Annotated in this window: 26 protein-coding genes; 17 read left to right on the plus strand and 9 right to left on the minus strand. The window is 58.6% G+C overall.

Annotated elements, in window-relative coordinates:
• Positions 1 to 3 precede the first annotated feature (3 nt).
• Positions 4 to 2,856, minus strand: a complete 2,853-nt coding sequence (gene uvrA, locus ABY734_RS11420) for an excinuclease ABC subunit UvrA (RefSeq protein WP_372779269.1) — start codon at positions 2,854 to 2,856, stop codon at positions 4 to 6.
• An 8-nt stretch (positions 2,857 to 2,864) separates the two neighbouring features.
• Positions 2,865 to 3,041, minus strand: coding sequence for a hypothetical protein (locus ABY734_RS11425; RefSeq protein WP_372779271.1), 177 nt, complete (start codon positions 3,039 to 3,041; stop codon positions 2,865 to 2,867).
• 13 nt (positions 3,042 to 3,054) lie between these two features.
• On the opposite strand from ABY734_RS11425, the gene ABY734_RS11430 reads away from it, so the two are divergent.
• The 7 genes from ABY734_RS11430 to glp all read left to right on the plus strand — a co-directional run bounded on the left by ABY734_RS11430 (position 3,055) and on the right by glp (position 10,142).
• The gene (locus tag ABY734_RS11430; RefSeq protein WP_372779273.1) at positions 3,055 to 4,416 is read left to right on the plus strand and encodes an MFS transporter; all 1,362 of its coding nucleotides are present in this window, start codon (positions 3,055 to 3,057) and stop codon (positions 4,414 to 4,416) included.
• Positions 4,417 to 4,501: 85 nt separating this feature from the next.
• Positions 4,502 to 5,017, plus strand: a complete 516-nt coding sequence (gene ssb / locus ABY734_RS11435) for a single-stranded DNA-binding protein (RefSeq protein WP_372779275.1) — start codon at positions 4,502 to 4,504, stop codon at positions 5,015 to 5,017.
• A 138-nt stretch (positions 5,018 to 5,155) separates the two neighbouring features.
• Entirely contained in the window at positions 5,156 to 6,442 is a 1,287-nt protein-coding gene (locus ABY734_RS11440) for a sterol desaturase family protein (protein WP_372779276.1), read from the plus strand.
• Between the two features lie 25 nt (positions 6,443 to 6,467).
• Positions 6,468 to 7,229, plus strand: coding sequence for a glutathione S-transferase N-terminal domain-containing protein (locus tag ABY734_RS11445; RefSeq protein ID WP_372779278.1), 762 nt, complete (start codon positions 6,468 to 6,470; stop codon positions 7,227 to 7,229).
• A 341-nt stretch (positions 7,230 to 7,570) separates the two neighbouring features.
• Positions 7,571 to 8,419, plus strand: a complete 849-nt coding sequence (locus ABY734_RS11450; protein ID WP_372779280.1) for a sugar nucleotide-binding protein — start codon at positions 7,571 to 7,573, stop codon at positions 8,417 to 8,419.
• The gene (gene moaB, locus ABY734_RS11455) at positions 8,416 to 8,943 is read left to right on the plus strand and encodes a molybdenum cofactor biosynthesis protein B (RefSeq protein ID WP_372779281.1); all 528 of its coding nucleotides are present in this window, start codon (positions 8,416 to 8,418) and stop codon (positions 8,941 to 8,943) included. Before ABY734_RS11450 ends, moaB begins: the two co-directional genes overlap by 4 nt.
• Entirely contained in the window at positions 8,943 to 10,142 is a 1,200-nt protein-coding gene (gene glp, locus ABY734_RS11460) for a gephyrin-like molybdotransferase Glp (RefSeq protein ID WP_372779283.1), read from the plus strand. The genes moaB and glp overlap by 1 nt, the downstream gene beginning before the upstream one ends.
• 38 nt (positions 10,143 to 10,180) lie before the next feature.
• Here glp and fabB read toward each other — a convergent pair whose 3' ends face one another.
• Entirely contained in the window at positions 10,181 to 11,401 is a 1,221-nt protein-coding gene (gene fabB / locus ABY734_RS11465) for a beta-ketoacyl-ACP synthase I (RefSeq protein ID WP_372779285.1), read from the minus strand.
• Positions 11,402 to 11,418: 17 nt separating this feature from the next.
• A complete protein-coding gene (fabA, locus tag ABY734_RS11470) occupies positions 11,419 to 11,946 on the minus strand; it encodes a bifunctional 3-hydroxydecanoyl-ACP dehydratase/trans-2-decenoyl-ACP isomerase (RefSeq protein WP_372779286.1) in 528 nt (175 codons plus the stop codon).
• A 172-nt stretch (positions 11,947 to 12,118) separates the two neighbouring features.
• On the opposite strand from fabA, the gene ABY734_RS11475 reads away from it, so the two are divergent.
• Genes ABY734_RS11475 through ABY734_RS11490 form a run of 4 tightly spaced genes read left to right on the plus strand, consistent with a single transcriptional unit; the run spans position 12,119 to position 17,140 of the window.
• Positions 12,119 to 13,492, plus strand: coding sequence for a UDP-glucose/GDP-mannose dehydrogenase family protein (locus ABY734_RS11475; RefSeq protein ID WP_372779288.1), 1,374 nt, complete (start codon positions 12,119 to 12,121; stop codon positions 13,490 to 13,492).
• Between the two features lie 24 nt (positions 13,493 to 13,516).
• Entirely contained in the window at positions 13,517 to 14,929 is a 1,413-nt protein-coding gene (locus ABY734_RS11480; protein WP_372779289.1) for a mannose-1-phosphate guanylyltransferase/mannose-6-phosphate isomerase, read from the plus strand.
• Positions 14,930 to 14,942: 13 nt separating this feature from the next.
• A complete protein-coding gene (gene galU / locus ABY734_RS11485) occupies positions 14,943 to 15,773 on the plus strand; it encodes a UTP--glucose-1-phosphate uridylyltransferase GalU (RefSeq protein ID WP_372779389.1) in 831 nt (276 codons plus the stop codon).
• Positions 15,774 to 15,784: 11 nt separating this feature from the next.
• A complete protein-coding gene (locus tag ABY734_RS11490) occupies positions 15,785 to 17,140 on the plus strand; it encodes a phosphomannomutase (protein WP_372779290.1) in 1,356 nt (451 codons plus the stop codon).
• Positions 17,141 to 17,179: 39 nt separating this feature from the next.
• Here the strand turns inward: ABY734_RS11490 and ABY734_RS11495 are convergent, their stop codons facing one another.
• A complete protein-coding gene (locus ABY734_RS11495; protein ID WP_372779291.1) occupies positions 17,180 to 18,139 on the minus strand; it encodes a polyprenyl synthetase family protein in 960 nt (319 codons plus the stop codon).
• A 269-nt stretch (positions 18,140 to 18,408) separates the two neighbouring features.
• On the opposite strand from ABY734_RS11495, the gene rplU reads away from it, so the two are divergent.
• The 4 genes from rplU to proB all read left to right on the plus strand — a co-directional run bounded on the left by rplU (position 18,409) and on the right by proB (position 21,438).
• Positions 18,409 to 18,720, plus strand: a complete 312-nt coding sequence (gene rplU / locus ABY734_RS11500) for a 50S ribosomal protein L21 (protein ID WP_372779292.1) — start codon at positions 18,409 to 18,411, stop codon at positions 18,718 to 18,720.
• 29 nt (positions 18,721 to 18,749) lie between these two features.
• Positions 18,750 to 19,007 (plus strand): 50S ribosomal protein L27, encoded by a 258-nt coding sequence (rpmA, locus tag ABY734_RS11505; protein ID WP_372779293.1) that lies wholly within the window; start codon positions 18,750 to 18,752, stop codon positions 19,005 to 19,007.
• Positions 19,008 to 19,109: 102 nt separating this feature from the next.
• Complete coding sequence (gene cgtA, locus ABY734_RS11510) at positions 19,110 to 20,306, plus strand: Obg family GTPase CgtA (protein WP_372779294.1); 1,197 nt, start codon at positions 19,110 to 19,112, stop codon at positions 20,304 to 20,306.
• A gap of 19 nt (positions 20,307 to 20,325) precedes the next feature.
• Positions 20,326 to 21,438: a glutamate 5-kinase gene (proB, locus tag ABY734_RS11515; RefSeq protein ID WP_372779296.1), complete on the plus strand. Its 1,113-nt coding sequence runs from the start codon at positions 20,326 to 20,328 to the stop codon at positions 21,436 to 21,438.
• 69 nt (positions 21,439 to 21,507) lie between these two features.
• Here proB and rpsT read toward each other — a convergent pair whose 3' ends face one another.
• The 3 genes from rpsT to ABY734_RS11530 all read right to left on the minus strand — a co-directional run bounded on the left by rpsT (position 21,508) and on the right by ABY734_RS11530 (position 22,816).
• On the minus strand, positions 21,508 to 21,774 hold the full coding sequence (rpsT, locus tag ABY734_RS11520; protein WP_372779297.1) for a 30S ribosomal protein S20: 267 nt from the start codon (positions 21,772 to 21,774) through the stop codon (positions 21,508 to 21,510).
• A gap of 107 nt (positions 21,775 to 21,881) precedes the next feature.
• Positions 21,882 to 22,262: a diacylglycerol kinase gene (locus tag ABY734_RS11525; RefSeq protein ID WP_372779299.1), complete on the minus strand. Its 381-nt coding sequence runs from the start codon at positions 22,260 to 22,262 to the stop codon at positions 21,882 to 21,884.
• Between the two features lie 14 nt (positions 22,263 to 22,276).
• Positions 22,277 to 22,816, minus strand: a complete 540-nt coding sequence (locus ABY734_RS11530) for a nuclear transport factor 2 family protein (protein ID WP_372779300.1) — start codon at positions 22,814 to 22,816, stop codon at positions 22,277 to 22,279.
• A gap of 23 nt (positions 22,817 to 22,839) precedes the next feature.
• Here ABY734_RS11530 and ABY734_RS11535 point away from each other — a divergent pair, with 23 nt between their 5' ends.
• Positions 22,840 to 23,466, plus strand: coding sequence for a TetR/AcrR family transcriptional regulator (locus tag ABY734_RS11535; protein WP_372779301.1), 627 nt, complete (start codon positions 22,840 to 22,842; stop codon positions 23,464 to 23,466).
• A gap of 20 nt (positions 23,467 to 23,486) precedes the next feature.
• On the opposite strand, the gene ABY734_RS11540 is transcribed toward ABY734_RS11535, so the two are convergent.
• Complete coding sequence (locus ABY734_RS11540) at positions 23,487 to 23,762, minus strand: hypothetical protein (RefSeq protein WP_372779302.1); 276 nt, start codon at positions 23,760 to 23,762, stop codon at positions 23,487 to 23,489.
• A 505-nt stretch (positions 23,763 to 24,267) separates the two neighbouring features.
• On the opposite strand from ABY734_RS11540, the gene ABY734_RS11545 reads away from it, so the two are divergent.
• Positions 24,268 to 25,698, plus strand: coding sequence for a tetratricopeptide repeat protein (locus ABY734_RS11545; RefSeq protein WP_372779303.1), 1,431 nt, complete (start codon positions 24,268 to 24,270; stop codon positions 25,696 to 25,698).
• Positions 25,699 to 25,704 lie beyond the last annotated feature (6 nt).

The following is a 25,704-nucleotide window of genomic DNA, read 5'->3' on the forward strand; positions in this document are numbered from 1 at the left end:
CAACTAGGCCGTTTTAGCTTTGCGGCTTGAGCCGACAATATCAGCCAGGAAGCGGCCGGTGTGCGAGCGCTTGCTGGCCGCCACCTCTTCGGGCGTTCCCTCGGCGATGATTTCGCCGCCACCGCTGCCGCCTTCAGGCCCCAGATCCACAATCCAGTCCGCGGTTTTTATTACGTCGAGATTGTGCTCGATAACCACAACCGTATTGCCGTGATCGCGCAGGCGATGCAGTACATTCAGCAACTGCTGAATATCGTGAAAGTGCAGGCCGGTAGTGGGTTCGTCCAGAATATACAGGGTTTTACCGGTGTCGCGCTTGGACAGTTCGCGAGCGAGCTTGACCCGCTGGGCCTCGCCGCCGGATAGCGTTGTAGCCGCCTGGCCGAGACGAATATAGGACAGCCCCACGTCCATTAAGGTGTCGAGTTTTTTCTTGATTGACGGCACGTTTTCAAAGAACCCGGCGGCATCCTCCACCGTCATATCCAACACTTCGTGTATGTTTTTGCCTTTGTACAAAATCTCCAATGTCTCGCGATTGTAGCGCTTGCCGGTGCAGACATCGCAGGGCACGTAGACATCTGGCAGAAAGTGCATTTCTACCTTGGTTACGCCATCGCCCTGGCAGGCCTCACAGCGCCCCCCCTTCACGTTAAAGCTGAAGCGACCCGCCTTGTAGCCGCGCGAGCGTGCCTCCTGGGTGCCGGCAAACAACTCCCGCACCGGGGTGAAAATACCGGTGTAGGTGGCCGGGTTGGAGCGGGGCGTGCGACCGATCGGGCTCTGGTCGATGTCGATGCATTTGTCGATCAGTTCGAGGCCTTCGATACTTTGGTATTCGGCGGGCTTGAGCGTGGTGGCGCCATTCAACTCGGTCGCCGCGATCGGGTAGAGCGTGTGGTTGATCAGCGTCGATTTACCGGAGCCGGAGACCCCGGTCACACAGGTCATAAGCCCCAGTGGAATACGCAGCGTCACATCCTGCAGATTATTGCCACTGGCGCCGTTCAGCGTCAGCTGACGCTCGGGGTCAGGCGCGTGCCGCTGCTTGGGAATGGGGATAGACTTTTTGCCGCTCAGGTACTGACCGGTGAGCGACTGGGGGCTTTTCAGAATATCCTTGAGCGTGCCCTGTGCTACCACTTGACCGCCGTGAACGCCGGCGCCGGGGCCAATATCCAGCACAAAGTCGGCGGCGCGAATGGCGTCTTCATCGTGCTCGACCACGATCACGGTATTGCCCAGGTCGCGCAGGTGAATCAGGGTGCTGAGCAGTCGCTCGTTATCCCGCTGATGCAAGCCGATGGAGGGCTCGTCCAGAATATACATGACCCCCACCAACCCGGCGCCAATCTGGCTGGCCAGACGAATGCGCTGGGCCTCGCCGCCGGAGAGGGTGTCGGCACTGCGATCCAGTGTCAGGTAATTGAGCCCGACATCCACCAGAAAGGTCAGGCGTTCGCGCAGTTCTTTCAGTATTTTTTCGGCGATTTTGCCGCGCCGCCCGCTGAGTTCGAGACCTTCGAAATAGTGTCGTGCATCGGCAACCGGCAGCGCGGCAATAGATGGCAAGGTGTGGTCGTCGAGAAAGACATTGCGCGCTTCGCGTCGCAGCCGCGTCCCGCCGCAGTCAGGGCAGGACTGGGTGCTGATAAATTTGGCCAAGTCTTCGCGCACCGACATGGATTCCGTTTCCCGGTAGCGCCGCTCCATATTGGGAATAACACCCTCAAAGCGGTGCTTGCGTTTGAAACTGTCGCCCCGGTCGTTGATATAGGTGAACTGGATTTCTTCGTCACCGCTGCCGTGCAGGATTTTTTTCTGGTGGGTTTTCGACAGCGCCTCGAAAGGCGTATCGACATCGAAGCCGTAGTGTTCGGCGAGGGAGGTCAGCAGATGAAAATAGTACACACTGCGGCGATCCCAGCCGCGAATCGCACCCTGCGACAGGCTGGCTTCCGGGTGCTGCACCACACGGCTTTCATCAAAAAACTGCCGCAGACCGAGGCCGTCGCAGCTGCTGCAGGCCCCCATAGGGCTGTTGAAGGAAAACAGGCGCGGCTCAAGCTCAGACAATGAATAGCCGCATTCGGTACAGGCAAACAGCGAGGAGAAAACAATGTCTGCGCTTTTTGCGTAGTCTTCCATTGAGCTGACCACGGCGATGCCGCCGGTCAGGTTAAGCGCCGTTTCAAAGGATTCGGCCAGTCGCAGTTTGAGGTCGTCGCGCACTTTAAAACGGTCCACGACCACTTCAATGGTGTGTTTCTTTTTCTTGTCGAGTTTGGGGGCTTCATCCAGATCGCAGACGATGCCGTCGACCCGCACCCGCACAAAACCGTCCCGGCGCAGTTGTTCAAAAATATGCAGGTGTTCGCCCTTACGGTTGCTGATCATCGGCGCCAGCAGCATCAGCTTGCTGCCTTCGGGGAGGGCAAGCACGGTGTCGACCATCTGACTGATAGTCTGTGCCTCCAGCGCCTGGCCGTGGGTCGGGCAACGCGGCTCGCCCACACGGGCGAAAAGCAGGCGCAGGTAATCGTAGATCTCGGTGATGGTGCCCACGGTGGAGCGGGGATTGTGGGAGGTGGACTTTTGCTCGATCGAGATTGCGGGCGACAGGCCCTCGATGTGGTCCACGTCCGGCTTGTCCATCATCGACAGGAACTGGCGGGCGTAGGTCGAGAGGGATTCCACGTAGCGGCGCTGGCCCTCGGCGTAGAGGGTGTCAAAGGCCAGGGAGGACTTGCCCGATCCGGACAGGCCGGTGATCACCACCAGCTTGTCGCGGGGAATATCCAGATCAATGTTTTTCAGATTATGGGTGCGAGCACCCCGGACAAGTATACGATCCATGCTCTCTCTCAGTGGTTGCCGCCGCTACAAAACAAAGAAACGGTCGGCTGAACCGGACAAGTATAAAGTTTCACGGCCATCGGGTGCAAAGTGGCGACTTTCGCCTCATGGCCCCTAGCTGCTAAAATTGCCGGCTTCGTCGGGGCGATCTGGTACGCAAGCGGCCCCGATTTCAGATCAATCACAGCAGGATTTCCTTTGAATCACCCGGACAGAATGACGGGCGTCGAGAAGCGAGCGGTTTTCTCGTTGTCGCTACTGTACATCTTCCGCATGCTCGGACTCTTTCTGGTGCTGCCGGTGCTGGCCATCTACGGCCCGCAGTACGAGGGTAGTACCGGCACCCTGGTCGGGCTGGCCGTCGGTATCTACGGCCTGAGTCAGGCCTGCCTGCAGATCCCGCTGGGCCTGCTGTCGGATCGCATCGGTCGCAAGCCGGTCATTTTCGGCGGGTTGCTGTTGTTTGCCGCCGGCAGCGTGTTGGCGGCCTCGGCCGATTCCATCTGGGGGCTGATTGCCGGACGTTTCCTGCAGGGTGCCGGAGCGATCGCCAGTACCCTCACCGCACTGATGGCCGATCTGACCCGCGAGCAGCACCGCAGCAAGGCGATGGCGGGTATCGGCGCCAGTATTGGCATGTCCTTCGCGGTGGCGTTGGTGCTGGGCCCGATGATCAGTGCCCGGCTCGGATTGGCCGGTTTGTTCTGGTTGACCGCTCTGCTCGCCATTATCGGCATTATCCTGCTGTGGACCACCGTACCCACGGCAAACCGGGTAACGACCAACGCTGAGGTGCGCTCGGTACCCGAAATGATGCGCCGCTGCCTGCGGGACGCTGACCTGATGCGGCTCAATGTCGGGGTGTTTGCCCTGCACCTGATGATTACCGCTCAGTTTGTGGCGGTGCCGGCCTACCTTGAGCGGATGGGCTTGGATGTTGCCCGCCACTGGCAGGTTTATCTGCCCATGCTGTTTCTGGCCTTTTTGATTATGGTGCCGGCGATGGTGGCGGCGGAGCGCCGGGGTCGGGTAAAGCCGATGATCCTGATCGCCGTAGCCCTGCTCGGCAGCTCGGCGCTGGGTATGGCCCTGCTCGGGCACAGTCTGGCACTGTTTCTGGCGGCGCTGCTGGTATTCTTTGTGGTGTTTAACCTGCTGGAAGCCAATCTGCCTTCACTGCTCAGTCGAACGGTCTATCCCGGTGGGCGCGGCACCGCCATGGGTATCTTTTCCAGCTTCCAGTTTATGGGCGCTTTCTTTGGGGGCAGCCTTGGTGGCCTGCTGATGGCGCGCTGGGGCTTAAGCGGCGTGTTTATCCTGTGCGCTGCCGTCGGCCTTATCTGGCTGCTGCTCGCACTCAATATGCGGGTGCCCGCGCCGGCGCCGAATCTGGCGGTGGAAATAGGCCGTGACGAACAACAGCGCAAAACCGTGCTGGAGCGGCTGCGCGAATGGCCCGAAGTGCTGGATATTACCGTGATCGCAGGCGAGCCGGTCATCTACATCAAGGTAGCCAGCGACTTTGATCGGCGCCGCCTCGATGAGCTAATTTCGGTCTAGCTGCGCGCGCCTAGTGGGGCTAGAGCATTTTGGTTATAGTGGTCGTTTATCGACGGCCTCGACAAATACATAAAGGGAGTGCTGCATGGCACGTGGAATCAACAAAGTCATCCTGATCGGCAACCTGGGTCAGGATCCGGAAACCCGCTATATGCCTTCTGGCGGCGCGGTTACAAACGTCACCCTGGCCACCAGTGAGACCTGGAAGGACAAAACTACCGGGCAGCCGCAGGAGCGCACCGAGTGGCATCGGGTGGTTTTTTTCAACCGCCTGGGTGAGATTGCCGGCGAGTACCTGAAAAAAGGCTCAAAAGTGTATGTGGAAGGCTCGCTGCGCACGCGGAAGTGGCAGGGGCAGGACGGGCAGGACCGTTACACCACAGAAATTGTCGCCAGCGAGATGCAGATGCTCGATTCCCGCGGCGGCGCGGGCGGCGGCATGAACGACGGCAGTTACAATCAGGCGCCTCCCCAGCAGCAGCGCCAGCCCCAGCAGGCGGCAGCACCGCAACAGCAAAACCAGCCGCCTCAACAACAAAATCAGCCACCGCAGCAGCCGGCGGGCGGTTTTGACGATTTTGATGACGATATTCCCTTCTAGACGCGCTGTTTGTTCGCCAGAGGCTGCCGGAGGGCGGCCTTTTTTGATTTATGGGTGTCGAGCTTCTGAGTCTACGTTTTAGAATTGGTTATAGTCAGGCAATCGGCGGATTGCTGGCCCATGGCGGGAGAGTTGCCAATGAATGCCTTTGAAGTAGCGGTGCTATTTGCCATCCCAGGCTTTCTGGGCCTGATTGTGCTGGAGTTTGCCTGGAGCAAACTGAAAGGTCCGGATACCTGGCAGCATCAGGCGGATGCGGTGTCGAGCATCAGTTCCGGTCTGACTTATCTGGTACTTCGCACGCTGGGCTTTGGGGTGCTGGTGATCAGTTACGACTGGGTGGCCGAGCAGTTTACTGTCGGGAAGCCTGTGGTCGCTGGTGCCTGGCTCTATGCGCTGGTGTTTGTGTGGAAGGACTTTACCAGTTACTGGGTGCACCGCTGGGCGCACGCCAACAGTTTTCTCTGGGCCATGCATCTGATTCACCACAGCAGTGAAGAATTCAACCTACCGGTGGCCCTGCGCCAGAACGCATTGAATTGGTTTTCCTACGGTGGTTTGATGCTGTTGCCGCTGGCTCTGCTGGGTGTGCCGACGGAGGTGGTGGCGGTGGTGCTGCCGGTGCAGTTCTTTATGCAGTTCTGGTACCACACCCAGCATGTGGGCAAGCTCGGGCCGCTGGAGTATGTGCTGGTCACCCCCTCGCAGCACCGGGTGCATCACGCGATCAATCCAATCTATATAGACAAAAACTTTGGTCAGATATTCTGCTGGGACCGCCTGTTCGGCACCTTTCAGGAAGAGCTGCCGGAGGAGCCCCCAGCCTATGGCATCACTACGCCGGTGCGGCACTACAACCCCTTGATGATTGAATTGAATTACATGGGGCGGCTGTTGCGCGATGCGCTTAGCACAAAGCGCTGGCGCGATCGGCTGGGTGTGTTTTTGTCACGCACGGGCTGGCGCCCGGAGGATGTGAGCCAGCGCTGGCCGGACCGCAAGCTTGATTACCGCGACCCCGCCCAGAAATTCCGTCGCCCCCAGCCCCTCTGGCTGATTGCCTGGGCGTGGTTGCAGTTTGCGGTGCTGTTGCTGACGGCGGCCTATGCATTGGCAAACCTCGAATTGCTGTCTGTGAGCGCTAAAACGGGCTTGCTGCTGGCGGCACTGGCTGGCGTTGTCGCTAACAGTCAGCAGCTGATGTTGAGTCCCTCCCTTTTGGCTGAGTTGCTGCGTGTTGCGTTGATTTCGGCGATTGCAGTGAATGAGGCGCTGGTTTTTAGCCATTGGGGCCCGTGGCTTCTGCCTTTGCAGTTAGCACTCTGTTTGTCGTCGCTGGCTATAAGCTGGCGATTGCGCTCGCCGGTGACTCAAGCCTCACCGGAGGCCGAGAGTCTGGGTATTTCCCCCGGCAGGGGGGTATGATGCGATTTTTCCATGGAGGCGTGACATGGCAACGGCACTGAATCTTCTGAATTCGCTGGCGACTTCATCGGCGGCCCTCTGGCGTGGCACCATGAGCCGACCCGCAGCCCGTCAGCCCGCTAAAACACTGGTTCTCTACGATATTGAAAATTGCCCCTACTGCCGACTGGTGCGGGAGGCGCTCACTGAGCTGGAAATCGAAGTGCTTATCCGGCCCTGTCCCAAGCGTGGTGAGCGATTTCGCCCGGAAGCGGAGCGTCTGGGTGGCAAGGCCCAGTTTCCCTTTCTGATCGACCCGAACACCGAGCGTCAGCTATTTGAGTCGGCTGATATTATTGCCTATCTCTACGCCACCTACGCGGATCGTAAGCCGCCTTCGCAGCTTCGCATTAAAACCGTGGATACGGCTTCATCCATGCTGGCCTCCGGACTGCGCACGCGCAGAGGTATGTTTGCAAGATCGTCCGTTTCTGCAGAAAAACCGCTGGTTTTGTGGGGTTTCGAGTCCAGCCCCTATGCCCGGTTGGTGCGGGAGCGCCTGTGCGAACTGGAACTGGCCTACCGGGTGCGACCCATTGGCAAGGCCCAGTGGCAGGATTTTGCTCTGACACCGGTTCGCAACCGGCTGTGGCCTGAGTTTGAGCATGTCGGCACCTATCGCCGCGCCCTGAAGGCCAAGACCGGACAGGTGATGGCGCCCTACCTGGAAGACCCGAATACGGGGGTGGCTCTGTTTGAGTCTGAAGAAATCCTGGAATACCTCGATGAGGCTTACAGTAGCCTGTAGGCCCTGCCACTAGCCTTAAACATGATTTCCGATTACGGAGATCGGCCTCTGTGTCATTTTTTTGGCGCTGAGCGCCATATTATTCTCATTGAAATTCAATGACTTGGTATGTCTAGTGTCGGAAAACCGTCACATGACTTGGTATAACTACGTAGTGTCAGGTCGTTCGGGGTGTGTTATCGCCACTGCCGGGCGTTAGTTCCCGGGTTGCAAAAGCGCGCTTGCCCGTTCTTCGCGCAGGCATTTGAGCCTCCCTTTTCCAATTGCCTGACAGGTATCGCAGTTCCCGGTCAGCCCGCCTACAATAGCGTCCACGGTTAAGATCCTGCGCGGTAACGGTTTTGAAGGTTCTGGTAATAGCAACTCCCTCTGTTCTCCAGCAGACGCTCTGCCACTGGTTTGAGGGGCGCGAGCGCGCCTACCGAGTGGTAGAGCCGGAACATGTTCAGTCATTGGGCGGTTCGGATCTGGACGGTCACGTGGTGGTGGATCTGGCAACGCTGGAAGGCTTGCAGCGTGGCACCGACCTGATTCTCAGTGGCGAGGGGCGGCACCACCTGATTGAACTGGTGGAAGCCAGTGGCTGCCCTTTTGTGCAGCTCAGCGACGGCCGGGTGTTCGATGGCGATGAAGCGCCGATCAATCACCGCGAGTCAGACAGCGTGCAGCCGGGCAGCGTGGCGGGTGCCAGGCTGAGTGCGGTAGAGCATCTGCTGGAGCGACATGTGCCGTCGCATGTTATTTTGCGCACGGGGCCCGTGTTCAGTAATCAGAGCGACAACTTCTTTGTAAAGCTGTTTCGGCGCCTGCTCGACGGCGGCGATATCGCTCTTAATTCCCAGCTCAAAACCTGCCCCACCCATGTCACTGATCTGGCTCGGGTTATTTCGGGGCTTATCGACCAGCTGACGTGCGGGGCGAATAACTGGGGCGTGTATCACTACAACAGTTCCGGTCCGACCTCGGCCTACGAGTTTGCCGAGGTCATGTTAGCCTTCGCCTCGCAGCAGCTCGATCTGGGTCAGAAGGCCACCAACCTGACGGTGCAGGAGGCTGGCGTGCGCATTGAGCCGGCGGTGCCTGTTTTACGCTGTGAAAAAATCCTGCACGACTTTGGTATCAAGCAGCTTCCCTGGCGCAGTTTTCTGCCGCAACCGATCAAACTACTGTGTGAGAATCACTCTCTATGACAGCACTATCTGAATCCCTTGCCTTGAATGTGGCGGTGTTGACGGTCTCCGATACGCGCGATGAAAGCAACGACACGTCCGGGGACTACCTGCGCGAGGCGGCGTTGGCGGCGGGCCATGTGATTGCCGACAAAGGCATCGTCAAAGACGATGTCTACCAGATGCGCGCGGTGGTTTCGCGCTGGATCGCCGATCCAGGCATCGATGTGGTGTTGACCACCGGCGGCACCGGGTTTTCTGGCCGCGATTCCACGCCGGAGGCCTTGTCAGTACTGTTCGACAAGCAGATAGAGGGGTTCGGTGAATTGTTTCGGCAGATTTCCTTTCAGGAAATCGGCTCTTCGACGATTCAGTCGCGAGCCGTGGCGGGGCTCGCCAATAACACGGTGATTTTTTGTGTGCCTGGTTCGACTGGCGCCTGCCGCACAGCCTGGGACGGCATTATCCGCGAGCAGCTGACCAGCACCCACAAACCCTGCAACTTCGTCGGCGTGCTCCGCACCCGCAAGGCGGGCGGTCACTGATGGCCTTGATGCCGGTTGATCAGGCGCTGCAGCAGCTTTTGGCCGACGTGCGGTTACTGCCGGTCGAGCGCTGCGGCCTCGGTCAATTGCGCGGCCGGGTGCTGCGACAATCCGTTGTCGCTGAGCTCAACGTGCCACCGCTGGATAACTCGGCGATGGACGGCTATGCCCTGCGCGCCGAGGATGCGCGGCTTTCCTGCATTCCGGTGAGCCAGCGGATCGCAGCGGGGCAGGTGGGCGAACCATTAATGCCGGGCACCGCGGCCCGCATTTTTACCGGCGCACCCATTCCGCCGGGTGCGGATACCGTGGTCATGCAGGAAGATTGCGAGCGCTTGGAAGGTGGCATCGCAGTGCGCGAGCAGCCGAAGCGGGGGCAGCATATTCGCCCCAGGGGGCAGGATATTGCCCGGGGTGAGAATAAATATCAGGGTGGAGAGCGGCTCAGTGCGGCGGATGTGGGGCTTCTGGCGGCCCTGGGCCTGGCTGAGGCCGAGGTATCGCGGCGTCCACGTGTGGCGCTGCTGTCTACCGGCGACGAGCTGGTGGAGCCGGGCGAGGTGCTTGCGGAAGGGCAGATTTACAATTCCAATCGCGCCATGTTGGCTGCCCTGCTGGACGGTCTGGGCTGTGAGGTGCGTGACTGCGGTATTGTTGCGGACACCGCCGAGGACACGGCCGCCGCACTGGAACAGGCTGCCCGTGACTGTGATCTGATTGTCTCTACCGGCGGTGTGTCTGCAGGTGAAGAGGACCATGTCAAAGCCCAGGTGGAAAAGCTGGGTGAGCTGAGCTTGTGGAAACTGGCGATCAAACCGGGCAAGCCGCTGGCTTACGGTCGCATTGGTGAGGCGGCCTTCTTTGGCCTGCCGGGCAATCCCTCGTCGGGATTTGTCACCTTTTTGATTCTGGTCAAACCCTATTTGTTAGCCATGCAGGGTGCGCGCGATGTGATGCCGCAGGCCTGGCCGGTGGCCGCTGATTTTGACTGGCCGAAACCGGGCCGGCGGCAGGAGTATCTTCGCGCCAGAGTTGACGTGTCAGGTGGTGAACTTAAGGCTTCGCTCTACGCCAATCAGAGTTCGGGCGTGCTGGCGTCGGCGGCCTGGGCTAACGCGCTGGTGGTGTTGCCGGAGGGCAGGACGGTGCAAAAAGGTGAGCGGGTTGAGGCGCTGTTGCTAAAGGATTTGCTGAGCTGACAGCACACCCCTCCCGGCTGGAGGGGTGTGCTGTCTTCTTAGTCTGCGTAGCGCTTGAACACCAGGGTAGCGTTAGTGCCGCCAAAGCCAAAGCTGTTCGACATGATGGTGTTCAGCGTCACCCCATCCTTGCGCTCGCGCACGATTGGCATGCCGTCGGCTTCCGGGTCCAGGGTTTCAATATTCGCGGATGCAGCGACAAAGTTGTGCTGCATCATCAGCAGCGAGTAAATCGCCTCGTGAACGCCGGTCGCGCCCAGCGTATGGCCGGCCAGGGATTTGGTGGAGCCAACCAGTGGCAGGTTGCCGCCGGCAAAGGCTTCACGCATGGCCTTTAGTTCCTGAATGTCACCGGCGGGGGTGGAGGTACCGTGACTGTTCACGTAGTCGATGGGTGAATCCACGGTCTGCATTGCCTGCTTCATGCAGCGCACCGCGCCTTCACCGGAGGGGGCGACCATATCGTAGCCATCGGAGGTGGCGCCGTAGCCAATCACTTCACCGTAAATTTTCGCGCCGCGGGCTTTGGCGTGCTCCAGCTCTTCCAGTACCACTATGCCGGCCCCGCCGGCGATAACGAAACCGTCGCGATTGGCGTCGTAGGGGCGCGAAGCCTTGTCCGGGGTATCGTTGTATTTGGAGGAGAGTGCGCCCATGGCGTCAAACAGGCAGCTCAGGGTCCAGTGTTCCTCTTCGCCGCCACCGGCAAATACCACATCCTGTTTGCCGAGCTGAATCAGCTCCATGGCGTTGCCGATACAGTGGGCGCTGGTAGCGCAAGCTGAGGAGATAGAGTAGTTCACGCCCTTAATTTTGAACGGCGTTGCCAAACAAGCCGATACCGTGCTGCCCATGGTCTGGGTGACGCGGTAGGGGCCGAGGCGCTTGACGCCTTTTTCGCGCAAAATGTCGGCGGACTCGATCAGGTTGGCCGAGGAGGCGCCACCAGAGCCAGCAATAATGCCGGTGCGCTCGTTGGAAACGTCGCTGTCTTCCAGCCCAGAATCGCGGATGGCTTCCTGCATAGCGATATAACTGAAGGCTGCAGCGTCGCCCATAAAGCGCTTTTGCTTGCGATCGATGAACTCGCTGGCGTCGATATCAATGCTGCCCGATACCTGGCTGCGAAAGCCCATCTCTTTGTAGGTTTCGTTGGCTCGGATGCCGGACTTGCCCTGTTGCAGCGAGGTCAGTGCTTCGCTCAGGTTATTGCCCAGGGGGGAGACCACGCCCATGCCGGTGATGACTACGCGTTTCATGTTTGCCTCTGTGAAAATTAACCGAAATCCTTGCCGTCAGTCTGGAAAAGACCGACGCGTAAATCCTTGGCGGTATAGATGACATCGCCGTCTACCGAAACCTGGCCGTCGGCAATGCCCATAACCAGTTTACGCTCAATGACGCGCTTCAGATCGAGCTGGTAACGCACCAGTTTGGCGTCTGGCAGAATCTGGCCGGTGAACTTTATCTCACCGGAGCCCAGTGCGCGGCCTTTGCCCTTGTTGCCCTTCCAGCCAAGGAAAAAGCCAACCAGCTGCCACATGGCATCCAGCCCGAGGCAGCCGGGCATCACCGGGTCGCCAACAAAGTGGCAGTCGAAAAACCACAGGTCCGGGTGAATATCCAGCTCTGCCACAATCTGGCCTTTGCCGAATTCGCCACCCTCATGACTGATGTGGTTTATGCGATCCACCATCAACATGTTGTCGGTTGGCAGGGTCGGGTTGCCGGGGCCAAACAGCTCGCCCTGACCGCAGGCAATAAGTTCTTCTTTGCTAAAAGAATTCTGATGAATCAAGGACATCGGAGGGCACTGCTTTCAGAAAATTTGCCGCATGGTAGCACAGAGATTTACTGGCGGTCAGCGTGTTCGCTGTCAACACTGATACTGCAATAATAGCGTCAAATAAGCGCCATCAGCGCGTCACGAAACTGCAGTACTCATGTCACTGAAACCTTTCAGGAGTGCTTGAGACATGAAGATTACTGTGATCGGGGCGGGCTATGTGGGGCTGGTGACGGCGGCCTGCCTGACAGAGATGGGCAACCGTGTGGTCTGTGTGGATGCGGCTGCGGAAAAAGTAAGCGCCTTGCGGCGCGGCGAACTGCCGATCTATGAGCCGGGGCTGGACAGTATAGTCAGTGCGGGCCTGTCGGCGGGGCTGCTGGAGTTTACAGCGTCGCTGGACGCGGCGGTGACAACATCCGACTTCATCTTTATTGCCGTTGGTACGCCAATGCGCGCCGACGGTCACTGTGATACCTCGGCGGTTCTGGGCGTTGCCCGGAGTCTCGGCAAGGTCATCAACGATGACACCATTGTGATTACCAAGTCGACAGTGCCGGTTGGAACGGGTGATGAGGTTGAGCGGATCATCCGTGACAAGCTTCGCCAGCGCGGTGTTTCGGCCGCCGTCGAGGTGGTCAGTAACCCGGAATTTCTGAAGGAGGGCGTCGCGGTTGCCGATTTTATGACGCCGGACCGGATTGTGGTGGGCAGCGACAGTGAGCGTGCCAGAGAGATGATGGGCATGTTATATGCGCCGTATTTGCGGCGTAATGATCGCGTTCTGTACATGGGGCGACGCGAGGCGGAAATGACCAAGTACGCAGCCAACGCCATGCTGGCGGCGCGCATTTCTTTTATGAATGAGATTGCCGAGCTGTGTGAGCACTGCGATGTGGATGTGGAGCAGGTCCGGCTCGGCATGGGGACCGACAAGCGTATCGGCAATGCCTTTCTCTATCCCGGTGCAGGCTATGGCGGTTCCTGCTTCCCCAAAGACGTGCGGGCGTTGATTGCGACCGGTGAGGAGCGGGCACTGGATATGGCGATACTGAAATCGGTGGATCGCCGCAATCAGGCTCAGAAGCAGGTGCTGTTCGACAAGCTGCGCTCCTGTTTTGACGGGCAGCTGGAGGGGCGCACCATCGCGGTGTGGGGCCTGGCCTTTAAGCCCGGCACCGACGATATCCGCGAAGCGCCGGCTATTGCGTTAATTGAAAGCCTGGTGGCGGCAGGTGCCCGTGTTATTGCCCATGACCCGGTGGCCACGGCCAATGCGCGGCGGTACTTTGCGCGCTTCCCTCATGCGGCGCGGGTCCGCTTTGTGGATGAGCCAATGGCGGCGGTGGTGGGGGCCGATGCGCTGGCGGTGGTTACCGAATGGAAGCGGTTCCGGCAGCCGGACTTTCGCGCGTTGAAGCTGGCCATGCGCGGCAATCTGATTGTCGATGGGCGAAACTTGTACCATGCGGGGCATTTGCAGCGCTTAGGCTTTGACTACCGGGGCGTGGGCCGCGACAATAAAGGGCTTAACTCGCCTCACCGCGATCAAATAACACGCTGATAAGTTCATTTTTAAGGGAAGTTCATGCTAATACCTGTTCTGTTGTCCGGCGGCGTAGGAAGTCGGCTCTGGCCTTTGTCCCGGGAGAGTTTCCCGAAACAGTTTCAGGATTTGACCGGTGACCTCTCCATGCTGCAGGAAACCGCCGCCCGGGTTGATGGATTGAGCGATGTCGCGCCGCCACTGGTGGTGTGCAATGAAGAGCACCGTTTTCTGGTGGCCGAGCAGTTTCGCAACGAAAAGCGCAGCGCCGGCGCCATTATTCTGGAGCCCGAGGGCAAAAACACCGCTCCGGCCGTTGCATTGGCGGCGCTGCGGGCGGTGCAAACCGATGCCGATGCGGTCTTGCTGGTGCTGCCCGCCGACCACGTTATTCGGCAGGTTGAGGCCTTCTGTGAAGCCGTCGAGCGGGGCCTGCCCTTTGCCCAGGACGGGCAGCTGGTGACTTTCGGTATCGTGCCCACCTCACCGGAAACCGGCTATGGCTATTTGAAGCGCGGCGAGGAGCTGGCGTCTAACGCGTTTACACTGGCGCAATTTGTGGAAAAGCCCGACCTTGCGACTGCGGAAGGCTATCTCGACAGCGGCGAGTACTGCTGGAACAGCGGCATGTTCCTGTTTTCGGCTCAGGCTTATCTGGATGAGCTCGGGAAATACCAGCCCGATATGCTTGCCGCGTGTCGCGAGGCCATGGCGGCCACGCAGACCGATATTGATTTTCTGCGGGTTGACGCCAAGGCCTTTTCGGCTTGTCCTTCAGACAGCATTGACTATGCTGTAATGGAGCATACGGATCGCGCGGTCATGGTGTCACTGGAATGCGGCTGGAGCGATGTGGGCTCCTGGTCGGCCCTGTGGGATGTTGCCGACAAAGACGAGCAGAATAACTACCTCCACGGTGACGTGCTGGTAGAGGATGTCAAAAACAGCTACTTGCGCAGTCAGGACCGTCTGCTGGCTGCGGTGGGCGTCGATAATCTGGTTATTGTGGAAACGCCCGATGCGGTGATGGTCGCGGACAAAAACCGGGTGCAGGACGTCAAGGCCATCGTCAACAAGCTCAAGGCGGCCGGGCGCGATGAGGCCAAGCACCAGTACCGGGTTTACCGCCCCTGGGGCAGCTATGAATCCCTGGTTGAGGGCGACCAGTTTCAGGTCAAGCGCATTATTGTTAAGCCGGGTGAACGTCTATCATTGCAGATGCATCACCACCGCGCTGAACACTGGGTGGTTGTTAAAGGCACTGCCGAGGTGGTGCGTGGCGAAGAAACCATGATTCTCTCAGAGGATCAGTCCACCTACATCCCGCTGGGAACCAAACATCGCCTCAGCAATCCCGGCGTTATTCCGCTGGAGCTGATCGAGGTGCAGACCGGCAGTTATTTGGGTGAGGATGACATTGTGCGGTTCGAGGATGTTTACGGCCGCAGCGAGTAATCACTAGGAGTTTATCTTGAAGAAGTGTCTTTTTCCCGTGGCGGGCTACGGTACCCGCTTTTTGCCGGCAACCAAATCCATGCCCAAAGAAATGTTGCCCATCGTCAATAAGCCGCTGGTGCAGTACGGGGTGGAAGAAGCGATCAATGCCGGGTTGACCGACATTGCGCTGGTGACCGGGCGCGGCAAGCGGGCCATCGCCGATCACTTTGATACCAGTTATGAGCTTGAGCACCAGATATCCGGGACCTCCAAAGAGGTCTATCTGGAATCTATCCGCGAGGTCATAAGCTCCGCCACCTTTTCCATGACCCGCCAGCGTGAAATGAAGGGCCTGGGTCATGCAATCCTCACCGGCGAAGTCTTGGTAGGCAACCAGGACGCCTTCGGCGTGATTCTGTCTGACGACCTTTGCTTGAACAATGGCGGTGACAGCGTCATGGCGCAGATGGTCAAGCTCTACAAGCAGTTTCGCTGCAGCATTGTGGCGGTTATGGAAGTGCCCAAAGACGAGGTCGACAAGTACGGGGTTATCGTCGGCACCGAGTTGAATAAAGGGCTCTACCGGGTTGACAGCATGGTGGAAAAACCCGCTGTTGATGAGGCGCCCTCTAATCTGGCGGTGATCGGGCGTTATATTCTGACGCCGGATATCTTCGATATTCTGCGTAACACCGCGCCGGGTAAAAATGGCGAAGTGCAGATTACCGATGCCTTGAATGCACAGGCCGCCGAAGGCTGCGTTATGGCTTACAAATTTGAAGGGCGGCGCTTTGATTGTGGCAGCGTGCCCGGATTTGTAGAAGCCACCAACTATGTTTTCGAAAATTATTACGAGAAGTGACAGCAAACCGAATGCAAGAAATTACCTGTTTCAAGGCCTATGACGTTCGCGGTCGTGTGCCCGATCAATTAAATGAAGATGTGGCTTATCGTATCGGTCGCGCCTACGCAGAAGTGATTCAACCCGATTCAGTGGTAGTGGGTCACGACATTCGTCTGAGCAGCGAGGCCATCAAGATGGCGCTGGTGAAGGGGCTGCGTGAATCGGGGGTGGATGTCTTTGATATCGGCCAGTGCGGCACCGAAGAAATTTACTTCGCCACCAGCTACGGCAAATTTGGTGGCGGCATTGCGGTGACCGCCAGCCACAACCCGAAAGACTACAACGGCATGAAGTTTGTGCGTGAAGAGTCAAAACCGATCAGCGGTGATTCGGGCCTGTTCGATATCAAAGCCTGCGCTGAAAAGGGTGAGTTTTCGACGCCTGCACAGGCGGGCTCGTACGAGGCTTTTGCATCGTTAGAGGCCTACCTTGATCATCTGATGAGCTACGTCGACGTTGCGGGGCTCAAACCGCTGAAGATTGTGGTCAATGCGGGTAACGGCGGCGCCGGCGCGGTCATTGATGCCATTGAAGGTCGTCTGCCCTTCAGTTTTGTGAAAGTGCATCATCAGCCTGACGGCAACTTCCCTAATGGGGTGCCGAATCCACTGCTGGAAGAAAATCGCCAGCCAACCATCGACGCGGTGCTGGCCGAAAAAGCCGATATGGGTATTGCCTGGGACGGAGACTTCGACCGCTGTTTCTTTTTCGACGAAAACGGCCGCTTTATCGAAGGTTATTACGTGGTCGGACTGCTGGCCGAGAGCTTCCTGCTGGATCACCCTGGTGAAAAAGTGGTGCACGACCCGCGCCTGGTCTGGAATACCCGTGAGCTGGTGGAAAGCAATAACTCGACGGCGGTGCAGAGCAAAACCGGGCACGCTTTTATCAAGGAAATCATGCGCAGTGAAAATGCCATCTACGGCGGCGAGATGAGTGCGCACCATTACTTCCGCGATTTTGCCTATTGCGATAGCGGCATGATTCCGTGGCTGCTGGTGGCGCAGCTGATTTCGCGCCGGGGTAAATCCCTGTCTCAGTTGGTGGATGAGCGTATGGAGCGTTTTCCCTGCAGTGGTGAAATCAACAGCACCATCGAAGACCCGAAAGCGGTAATTGCGGCGGTGGAGCAGGAATACGCCAGCGCGGCTGACAGCATCGAACATGTGGATGGATTGAGTGTGGCTTTCGCCGACTGGCGCTTTAATCTGCGCATGTCCAACACCGAGCCGGTGGTGCGCTTGAATGTGGAAACGCGCGGCGATCAGGCGCTGATGCGCAGCAAAACCGATGAGCTGCTGGCGTTTATGGCGAGTGTGAGCTGATCTGGCGGCGCCCCTTCGGGCGCCGTTCTTAATGAAATCTTATTTGGAGCGAGACAGCGCCAGCCTGGAGAGATCCAGCAGGGCCTGGTGGTAGGTGCTCGCTTTCAGCGGAACCAGGGCAGACAGTGCATCGCCGGAATATTCCCGGGCGATACTGCGGGTATAGTCCAGAGCGCCGGTTCTGCGCACAATGTCGACCACTTGAGACAGGTTGGCGGCGGACTTTTCGGTAATGGCGTGGCGAATGAGGTCGGCCTCGCTGCTGCTGCCATTTTCCATCGCGTAGATCAGCGGCAGCGTGGCCTTGCCTTCGTTGAGGTCATCGCCGATGTTCTTGCCAGTCTCTTCCGGGTTGCCCTCGTAATCGAGTACATCGTCGATCAGTTGAAAGGCCATACCCAGATTCATGCCGTACTCGTAAAGGGTGTCGGCGTAGTCGCGGCGTTCGCTGAGCAGGGCCGAGGCGCAGCAGGCGGCGGCGAACAGCACCGCGGTCTTGTTCTGTATCACTGAAAAGTACTGTTCCCGATCACCGTCGGCATTGCCCGCGCGCACCAGTTGCAGCACCTCGCCCTCGGCGATGGTGTTGGTGGTATCCGACAGCAGGCCCATTACGCTCATGTCGCCGATGCTTACCAGCATCTGAAAGGCGCGGGAGTAGAGGAAGTCGCCGACCAGCACGCTGGGGGCAGAACCCCACTTTTCGTTGGCGGTGGGGCGTCCCCGGCGCAGGGCGGAGACATCGACCACGTCGTCGTGGAGCAGGGTGGCGGTGTGGATAAACTCGATAACGGCCGCCAGTTGGATGTGCTTGTCGGAAATGCCGCCACAGGCGCCGCCGCTGAGCAGGGCCAGCATGGGGCGCAGTCGCTTACCGCCGGCATCGACAATATAGTGGCCGATGTTTTCCACCAGGGCGACATCCGAGTGGAGTTGTTCAATAATCAGAGTGTTGACCGCGTCGAATTCGCTGGCAACAACCTCTCGGATCTGCTGCATCTGTCAGGCCTGGTAGATGGTTGGAATGCCGCCGCTAAGGCGCGTTTGCGCGGGAATGCTAGGGGGCGGGGGCGGGGGTGTCAAGGCTGGGGGTGGCAGCTCCCGTCGCCGTGCAATACGCTTGAGATTCCTGTTGCTTTTGCGTAGAATGCGCGACCCTGTAGCAAAACTGCTCGTCCGTAAGGGGCGTGGCGGTTGCCTGAACTTGCATTCGACAGGATGTCGACCCATTACCGTTAACCCGCAAGCAGGCCATTTGGAGAGAGACTATGTACGCAGTGATTGAAAGCGGTGGCAAGCAGCACCGTGTTATTGAGGGCGAAACCCTCAAGCTGGAAAAACTGGAAGTCGCCACTGGCGAAACCCTGGAATTCGATAAAGTACTGCTGGTTAATGACGGCAGTGCCGCCAAAGTTGGCACTCCGCTGGTTGCCGGCGCAAAGGTAACTGCTGAAGTGATTGCTCACGGTCGTCGCGATAAGGTCAAAATCGTGAAGTTTCGCCGTCGCAAGCACTCAATGAAACAGGCCGGTCACCGTCAGTGGTACACCGAAGTGAAAATCACGGGTATCAGCGGCTAAGCTGGCGTACAAGTAAAGGAGATTAGTTCATGGCTCACAAGAAAGCTGGTGGTAGTACTCGCAACGGTCGCGATTCGGAAAGTAAACGCCTTGGCGTGAAGCGTTTCGGCGGCCAGACTGTGCCTGCGGGCAGCATCATTGTTCGTCAGCGTGGCACTCGCTTCCACGCGGGCGAGAACGTAGGTATTGGCAAAGATCACACGCTGTTTGCCAAGGCCGACGGTGTGGTGAAATTTGCTGTAAAAGGTCCAAACAAGCGTAAGTTTGTCAGCATCGAAGCGGCCTGACGCGCGAGCGCATTGTTTCAAAAAGCCCCGTCAGGTTGACGGGGCTTTTTTGTATCTGCCTCAGGCTTTTTATTTTTCAGGCGCGAAAACCGGGTAAGTATCATGAAATTTGTCGACGAAGCAGTCATCAAGGTTGCAGCCGGTAACGGCGGCAGTGGCTGCCTGAGCTTCCGCCGCGAAAAGTATATCCCCAGAGGTGGCCCCGACGGCGGTGACGGCGGTGATGGCGGCAGTGTTTTTCTGAAAGCAGATCAGGCAATAAATACCCTGGTAGATTACCGCTACGTGCGTAACTACCGTGCGAATAATGGCGAGCAGGGGCGCGGCGGTAACTGCCGGGGCAAGAGTGCCGAGGATCTCTATCTGGTGGTGCCGGTGGGCACCACTGTGCTGGATGAGGAGACCGGCGAAGTGCTCGGCGACCTGTCGGAGCACGGTGAACTATTGAAAGTGGCCCAGGGCGGCTTTCACGGTCTGGGCAACACCCGCTTTAAATCCAGTACCAACCGCGCGCCGCGCCAGACCACGCCCGGCTCCGAGGGTGAATCCCGGCAGTTGCGTCTCGAATTGAAGGTGCTGGCTGATGTCGGCCTGCTCGGGCTGCCCAATGCGGGTAAATCGACGCTGATTCGCGCGGTTTCTGCTGCCAAGCCGAAAGTGGCGGATTACCCCTTTACCACGCTGGTGCCGAATCTGGGTGTAGTTTCGATGCAGAAGCACCGCAGCTTTGTGGTGGCCGATATTCCTGGGCTGGTGGAGGGCGCTGCCGAAGGTGCCGGTTTGGGTATTCGCTTTCTCAAACACCTCACGCGCAACCGCCTGCTGCTGCACTTGGTGGACGTGGCGCCGCTGGACGGCTCCGACCCGGTAGATTCGGCCAAGGTCATCATTAATGAGCTGGCGGAATTCAGTGAAACCCTTTACCAGCGCCCGCGCTGGCTGGTGCTGAACAAGACGGACCTGATTCCCGAGGACGAGCGCGAGGCGCACTGCCGGGATATCATTGACCGTCTTGGTTGGGGCGGTCCGGTGTTTCAACTGTCGGCGCTGACCAAAGACAATACCGAGGCCCTGTGCTGGGCGATTCTGGAGTATCTTGAGGTCTGTAAGGCGGAGGAATCCACTGACCCGGAACTGCTGCAGCGGGAAATAGACACCCAGAAGGCCATGCAGTCGGAGGCACGAGAGCGCATCCAGACGCTGGCCGAGGCGCGTCGCACGGCTCGCAAGGCTGCGGCAGAGGACGACGATGACAATGATGATGACGACGGCGATGTGGAAGTCGTTTACCAGCCTTAAGCATTAAAAGCGGAATGTCATGACGGAACTGGCTGAATCCCAGCGTTGGGTAATCAAGATTGGCAGCGCCCTGCTCACCGCCAATGGTCGCGGCCTGTGGGCCGAGGGGCTGGACACCTGGGTGTCGCAGATGGTCGAGCTGCGCCAGGCTGGTCACGAGGTGGTGCTGGTTTCTTCCGGCGCAGTCGCTGAAGGTATGACGCGGCTCGGCTGGTCGCGTCGGCCGGAAGAAATTCACCGCCTGCAGGCGGCGGCTGCCGTGGGGCAGATGGGTCTGGTGCAGGCTTACGAATCGCGCTTTTCCCGGCACGGGCTGCACACCGCGCAAATTCTCCTTGGGCACGATGATATCTCCGCCCGCGACCGCTATCTCAACGCCCGGGGCGCCCTGCAGACGCTGCTGGAGCTGGGCGTGATTCCGGTCGTCAATGAAAATGATACGGTCGTTACCGACGAAATTCGCTTCGGTGATAACGACACGCTGGCGGCGCTGGTTGCCAATCTGGTGGATGCCGATGTGCTGGTTATCCTCACGGATCAGCAGGGGCTGTTTACCGAGGATCCGCGCAACAACCCTGAGGCCGAACTGATCGCGCAGGCGGACGCCAATGACAGCAGTCTGGATGCCATGGTGTCCGGCGCCGGACAGTTGGGGCGCGGCGGCATGATCACCAAACTGCGAGCGGCCCGGTTGGCGGCACGCGCGGGTGCCGATACGGTGATTGCCAGTGGCACGGAAGATCAGGTGTTGCCGCGGCTGTTGCGGGGCGAGTCCGTGGGCACGCGCCTGATGGCCAGGCAGCAGAAACTGGCGGCGCGCAAGCAGTGGCTGGCTGGACAGTTGCAGTTAAAGGGGCGCCTGGAGCTGGATGAGGGCGCTGTGAAGGTGCTGACCGGTAAAGGCAGGAGTCTGTTGCCGGTGGGCGTTAAAGGGGTTGTCGGCGATTTCCGGCGCGGCGACCTGGTGAGTTGTGTGGATGGGCAGGGGCGTGAAATTGCGCGCGGGCTGGTCAACTACAATGCCGATGAGGCGCGCCGGCTGGCGGGTCAGCCCAGTGCGGAAATCACCCGTCTGCTCGGCTATCTCGGCGATGAGGAGCTGATTCACCGGGACAATCTGGTGTTGAGTTGAAGCAGGCAGGAAATCAGGTCATAAAAAAACCCGCCATCAGGCGGGTTTTTTGTTCTAGCAGCGGGTCGATCAGGCCGCGAGTGCCTTGATCTGGGCGTTCAGACGGCTCTTGTGACGAGCAGCCTTGTTCTTGTGGATAATGCCCTTGTCGGCCATGCGGTCAACGACCGGAACCGCCTGTGCGTAGGCCGCTTTCGCAGCTTCTGCATCGCCTGATTCAATGGCGCTGATTACTTTTTTCAGATACGTACGCACCATGGAGCGCAGGCTGGCGTTATGCTTGCGGCGTTTTTCCGCTTGTCGTGCGCGTTTACGTGCTTGGGGAGAGTTTGCCACCCGGTTACTCCTTGAAGCTGAGTCAATACCAAAAATTTAAGAGGGCGGATTATTCCTGTTCGGCCCTGCAGTGTCAAGGGATTTGCCGGATTATCTCGGCGAGCAAATCACATTGCCGGCCAGAAGCGAGTAAAGGCGATAGTGCCCCACACCAGCAGCACCATCATCATACAGATGAAAACCGCGGCTGAGCCCAGATCCTTGGCCTGACCCGACAGGGGGTGGCGCTCCAGCCCGACCCGGTCAACCACCGACTCAATGGCGGAGTTGATGATTTCCGCCAGCATCACCATCAGGCAGGAGCAGATCAGCAGCACAAACTCGATGCCGGTCTGGGCCAGCCAGGCCGCTGCCGGCGCCAGAAACAGCATCAGGATGCATTCGGTGCGAAAGCCTTCCTCATGGGTCCAGGCCGCGCGCAAGCCGCGCATTGAATAGTTGGTGGCGTCTATCAGTCGCGGCAGGCCGCGACGGCCGGGCTTGTTCATCTGAGGCTGCATGGTCATTGAATACTATCGGCGTCGAACAGCAGGTGTTGGGAGAGGTCGCCAAACAGATCGGGATGCATTTCGCGGCGGCTGAAACACCACTCGCCGTCGATGCGGCTGAATTGATCACGATAGTAGCCGCTGATGATGACCTGCAGCGGCAGTCCGCTGGCGGCCTGCACCACCGTGAAGTAGGCGCGTGCCTCGGCCTCGCTGCCGTTCACCTCGATATGGGTATTGGAAATGATGTGCTTGGTGCGCGGCGTGCCGCACTCAAACAGGCGGGTGGATTGCTGATACATCTGCAAAACCGCATCGTAGCCTTTCACTACCGAGTCGCTGGCCGGCGCAACAATTTCACCGTGGCGAAACAGCTCGGCAACGCCGGTCAGGTCGCCATCGTCGAGTAAAAAAGCGTAGCGATACATCAGGTTTTCTATTGCGCGGTAATCGTCCATCGCGAGCCAGGTTCCTTTTATTATCGGTGTGTTGATTGTAATCAGACTGCCGGGAATCGCGAGTAAAAAGTCCGTGCGGCAGAATTTTGCTAGCATAGCGCGTCTGTTTGGAAAAAGTGATGACCGAATTGAAAGAGACGCCGGAGCGGATTCTGGATGCGGCCGAAGCGCTGTTTGCGGAAAAGGGTTACAAAGCAACCTCTTTGGGTGAGGTGGCTGAGCGTGTGGGGATTCGATCCCCCAGTTTGTACAACCACTTCAAGAACAAGGAGGCGCTTTACCAAGCGGTGCTTAACCGCTTGATTGCCCTGTTTAACGAGCCGCTGACTCAGTTGCGCGCCCAGCCCGTGACCCGCGAGCGCATCATGGAGTGGCTGCACACCATGGTGGACCTGCATTATCAGCACCCGAATTTTGCCCGGCTGCTGCAGCATGCGGCGTTGGCCAATGGGTCGCAAAGTAGGGAGATAGTCGATCGCCTGTTTCGTCCGCTGTTCACGGAGGAGTCGGCGCCTGAGCCCTTGGTGGGTTTTTTTCAGGGAAATGCGTTGGAGCCTTGGGCGGTGATGGCGTTTAACAATGTGGTGATGTCGTATATCACCATGGCGCCAATGTACCAGGCAATGTTGCCGGTAGAGCCTTTGTCAGAAGAGGGGTTGGCGCGCCAGAAGCAGCTGATCAGTCAGTTGGCGCAGCTGGTGTTTTCTGCAGGGGAAAAGGCGGCGGGGGAGAAGACGGCGGGCTAAGACGCCCGCCGGGAGAGTGCTCAGCCGGCTTTGCAGGCCTTTTTGGCGGCTTTGATCTGCTTGCGGTGACATTCTTCCTGAGAACCTTCACCGACACACCACTTGCGGCGGTTGTCCCAGGCGGTCAGCGGGTGACGCTGTCCATCCGTGCATTTTACCGAGTAGTTTGAATACTCTGCGCCGGTTTCATCGACACCAGTGCCCGTGTAAACCAGGCTGGAAGGGCGGGCCGCAAAGACGGTGGCAGAAGCCGTTGCCAGCAGGGCAACGACGAGCGTTTGAGTCAGTTTTTTCATGGAAGTGTTACCTGTTTTCAGTGGTATCGATGTTCACATTATCCTGTAAGTGTTACCAAATTGCCAGAATTGTGGCGCATGGAAACAGGTTTGAGCGTCGGGCTGTGTTTTAACGCTTTGTTTATATTAGATATTTAAAAGTAACGCTCTCTATGTGTTACTGATATTTAATTAAGCGCCTGCGCGGTGCTGTGGTGGCTGTTACTTCAGGTAGCGCTGCTTCGCAGGTGGTATGCCGGTGGCAAAGAGTTTTCCCGCGATACCGGATAGCCCGAACGGTGGGGTCAAGGACTTTTTACCGTCTCAATGTACAGTGACTGGTGGGCATTTTTACTATTATTTATAAGCACGCTATCGCGCACAGGTGGCCGCAGCTTGTACGTCAAAACAGGTCGAGCGCAGGCTGTCGCCCAGTGGTAAAGTACCGTAATAACGGGGTGTTCGCGCTGATCCAGTGTGGCCGCCCTGCCGTAGTATGATTTCACGAGTTACAGGGGGCGTCTGTATGGCAATATTCGGGCGTAACGTGAAGCGGCTTATCGCCTTGCTTCTGTGTGTTCCCAGTGTGTGGGCAGCAGGTGGTCTTGAGCTGTTGCCGCCTCCCTCCAGTCTTGTGCTCAATGACAGTCAACTGGCCCGCCTGCAGCAGCAAGTCGATCGCAGCGTCGCCTCAGGCCAGTACCGGCAGGCACTCGATTCAGCGCGACAGTTGGCCCAGGCACTTGTTAATGATCCGGTCAGCGGCGTGGCGGCGCTGGAAAACCTTGGCCTGATCGAAATTCAGGCCGGAGAGCTGGACACCGGCATCGACAGCCTCGAAGCGGTGCTGGAGAAACTGCGCGGCAGTGGTAACTTCCGCGACCCGCGGCTGGCCAAGCCCCTCTACGCCATCGGCATCGCCTACTACCAGCTTCAGGATTATCTCAAGGCCATTGATTACATTGAGCAGGCCAATTTTGTTACCCGGACCGACAAGGGCCTGGAAAGTCTGGAGCAGACGCGCCACGACGACCTGTTGCTGGACAGCCTGATTCGGGTGGGGCGCCTTGAAGAGGCAATGGATCGCTTGGAGGTAAGTACCAACATACAGCGCCAGGCCATAAGCAGCGGACCGGAGCTTGAGCAGGCTCTTTACCGGGCAGCGCGCTGGTACAGTCTGTTGGAGGCAACCTATCATGAAAGTCGGTTGCATGAGGAGCGACTGGAGATTCTCGCCCAGGTGGTGGGTGCCGACAGCCCGCAGCTGGTGCCGGTCTACTATGATCTGGCCAACAGTTACTCCAGGCGTCTGCACGATGACCTCGAACGCTTGCGCGGCATAAAGGCTGCCGAGCGCAATGTCAGTTACTCTTTCGTGCGCACTGATCAGGTCCGCCGGGCGATTGCCTTCGATCAGGGCTCCCGCTCTGATGATCGCGCGTTGATAGACGCTGAGTGGAAGGCGGTGCGTTCCCTGAAAATTGCCCAGCGCATTCTCGAAGATCAGCCGGAACCGGATCAACGCGCCATCGCTGACTCCTATGTGCGCCTGGGCGACCACTATCAGCTGATTGGCAACGAGCGCAAGGCCCGCCGTTACTACCAGCGGGCCTATGACCTGCTGCATGAGAATGGTGCCACCGACTATCTCACTCAGACCTTCGGTACGCCGGTGCCCATCTACCAGAAGCCGCTGAAGCTGCCCTCAACCAATGATCCGACCCTGCTCAGTGCCTATCAGGGCGAAGCCGAGCTGCTGCTGGATGTGAATTCACGTGGCCAGCCGCGCAATATCGAAGTGGTTGAGCTGCGTCCTCAGCAGGCGTCGGTGCTCGAAGACAAGGCCTTGCGCTACAGTCGCGACACCATTTTTCGCCCGCGGCTGACGGAAGAGGGCACCGTCAGCACCGAGAAAATGCGGTATATCTACCAGTTCAGGCCCGCCGCCCGGCCGTAAACCCGT

Origin of the sequence: Litorivivens sp. (genome assembly GCF_041624475.1) — a bacterium.
In the GTDB taxonomy this organism is placed as follows: Bacteria; Pseudomonadota; Gammaproteobacteria; order Pseudomonadales; family Spongiibacteraceae; genus Litorivivens.

Excerpts from the sequence above, each read along its gene's own strand:
- uvrA (WP_372779269.1), bottom strand. The coding sequence starts at position 2,856 with ATGGATCGTATACTTGTCCGGGGTGCTCGCACCCATAATCTGAAAAAC.
- ssb (WP_372779275.1), top strand. The coding sequence starts at position 4,502 with ATGGCACGTGGAATCAACAAAGTCATCCTGATCGGCAACCTGGGTCAG.
- ABY734_RS11440 (WP_372779276.1), top strand. The coding sequence starts at position 5,156 with ATGAATGCCTTTGAAGTAGCGGTGCTATTTGCCATCCCAGGCTTTCTG.
- ABY734_RS11445 (WP_372779278.1), top strand. The coding sequence starts at position 6,468 with ATGGCAACGGCACTGAATCTTCTGAATTCGCTGGCGACTTCATCGGCG.
- moaB (WP_372779281.1), top strand. The coding sequence starts at position 8,416 with ATGACAGCACTATCTGAATCCCTTGCCTTGAATGTGGCGGTGTTGACG.
- glp (WP_372779283.1), top strand. The coding sequence starts at position 8,943 with ATGGCCTTGATGCCGGTTGATCAGGCGCTGCAGCAGCTTTTGGCCGAC.
- fabB (WP_372779285.1), bottom strand. The coding sequence starts at position 11,401 with ATGAAACGCGTAGTCATCACCGGCATGGGCGTGGTCTCCCCCCTGGGC.
- fabA (WP_372779286.1), bottom strand. The coding sequence starts at position 11,946 with ATGTCCTTGATTCATCAGAATTCTTTTAGCAAAGAAGAACTTATTGCC.
- ABY734_RS11475 (WP_372779288.1), top strand. The coding sequence starts at position 12,119 with ATGAAGATTACTGTGATCGGGGCGGGCTATGTGGGGCTGGTGACGGCG.
- ABY734_RS11480 (WP_372779289.1), top strand. The coding sequence starts at position 13,517 with ATGCTAATACCTGTTCTGTTGTCCGGCGGCGTAGGAAGTCGGCTCTGG.
- ABY734_RS11490 (WP_372779290.1), top strand. The coding sequence starts at position 15,785 with ATGCAAGAAATTACCTGTTTCAAGGCCTATGACGTTCGCGGTCGTGTG.
- ABY734_RS11495 (WP_372779291.1), bottom strand. The coding sequence starts at position 18,139 with ATGCAGCAGATCCGAGAGGTTGTTGCCAGCGAATTCGACGCGGTCAAC.
- rplU (WP_372779292.1), top strand. The coding sequence starts at position 18,409 with ATGTACGCAGTGATTGAAAGCGGTGGCAAGCAGCACCGTGTTATTGAG.
- rpmA (WP_372779293.1), top strand. The coding sequence starts at position 18,750 with ATGGCTCACAAGAAAGCTGGTGGTAGTACTCGCAACGGTCGCGATTCG.
- cgtA (WP_372779294.1), top strand. The coding sequence starts at position 19,110 with ATGAAATTTGTCGACGAAGCAGTCATCAAGGTTGCAGCCGGTAACGGC.
- proB (WP_372779296.1), top strand. The coding sequence starts at position 20,326 with ATGACGGAACTGGCTGAATCCCAGCGTTGGGTAATCAAGATTGGCAGC.
- ABY734_RS11525 (WP_372779299.1), bottom strand. The coding sequence starts at position 22,262 with ATGAACAAGCCCGGCCGTCGCGGCCTGCCGCGACTGATAGACGCCACC.
- ABY734_RS11530 (WP_372779300.1), bottom strand. The coding sequence starts at position 22,816 with ATGCTAGCAAAATTCTGCCGCACGGACTTTTTACTCGCGATTCCCGGC.
- ABY734_RS11535 (WP_372779301.1), top strand. The coding sequence starts at position 22,840 with ATGACCGAATTGAAAGAGACGCCGGAGCGGATTCTGGATGCGGCCGAA.
- ABY734_RS11540 (WP_372779302.1), bottom strand. The coding sequence starts at position 23,762 with ATGAAAAAACTGACTCAAACGCTCGTCGTTGCCCTGCTGGCAACGGCT.
- ABY734_RS11545 (WP_372779303.1), top strand. The coding sequence starts at position 24,268 with ATGGCAATATTCGGGCGTAACGTGAAGCGGCTTATCGCCTTGCTTCTG.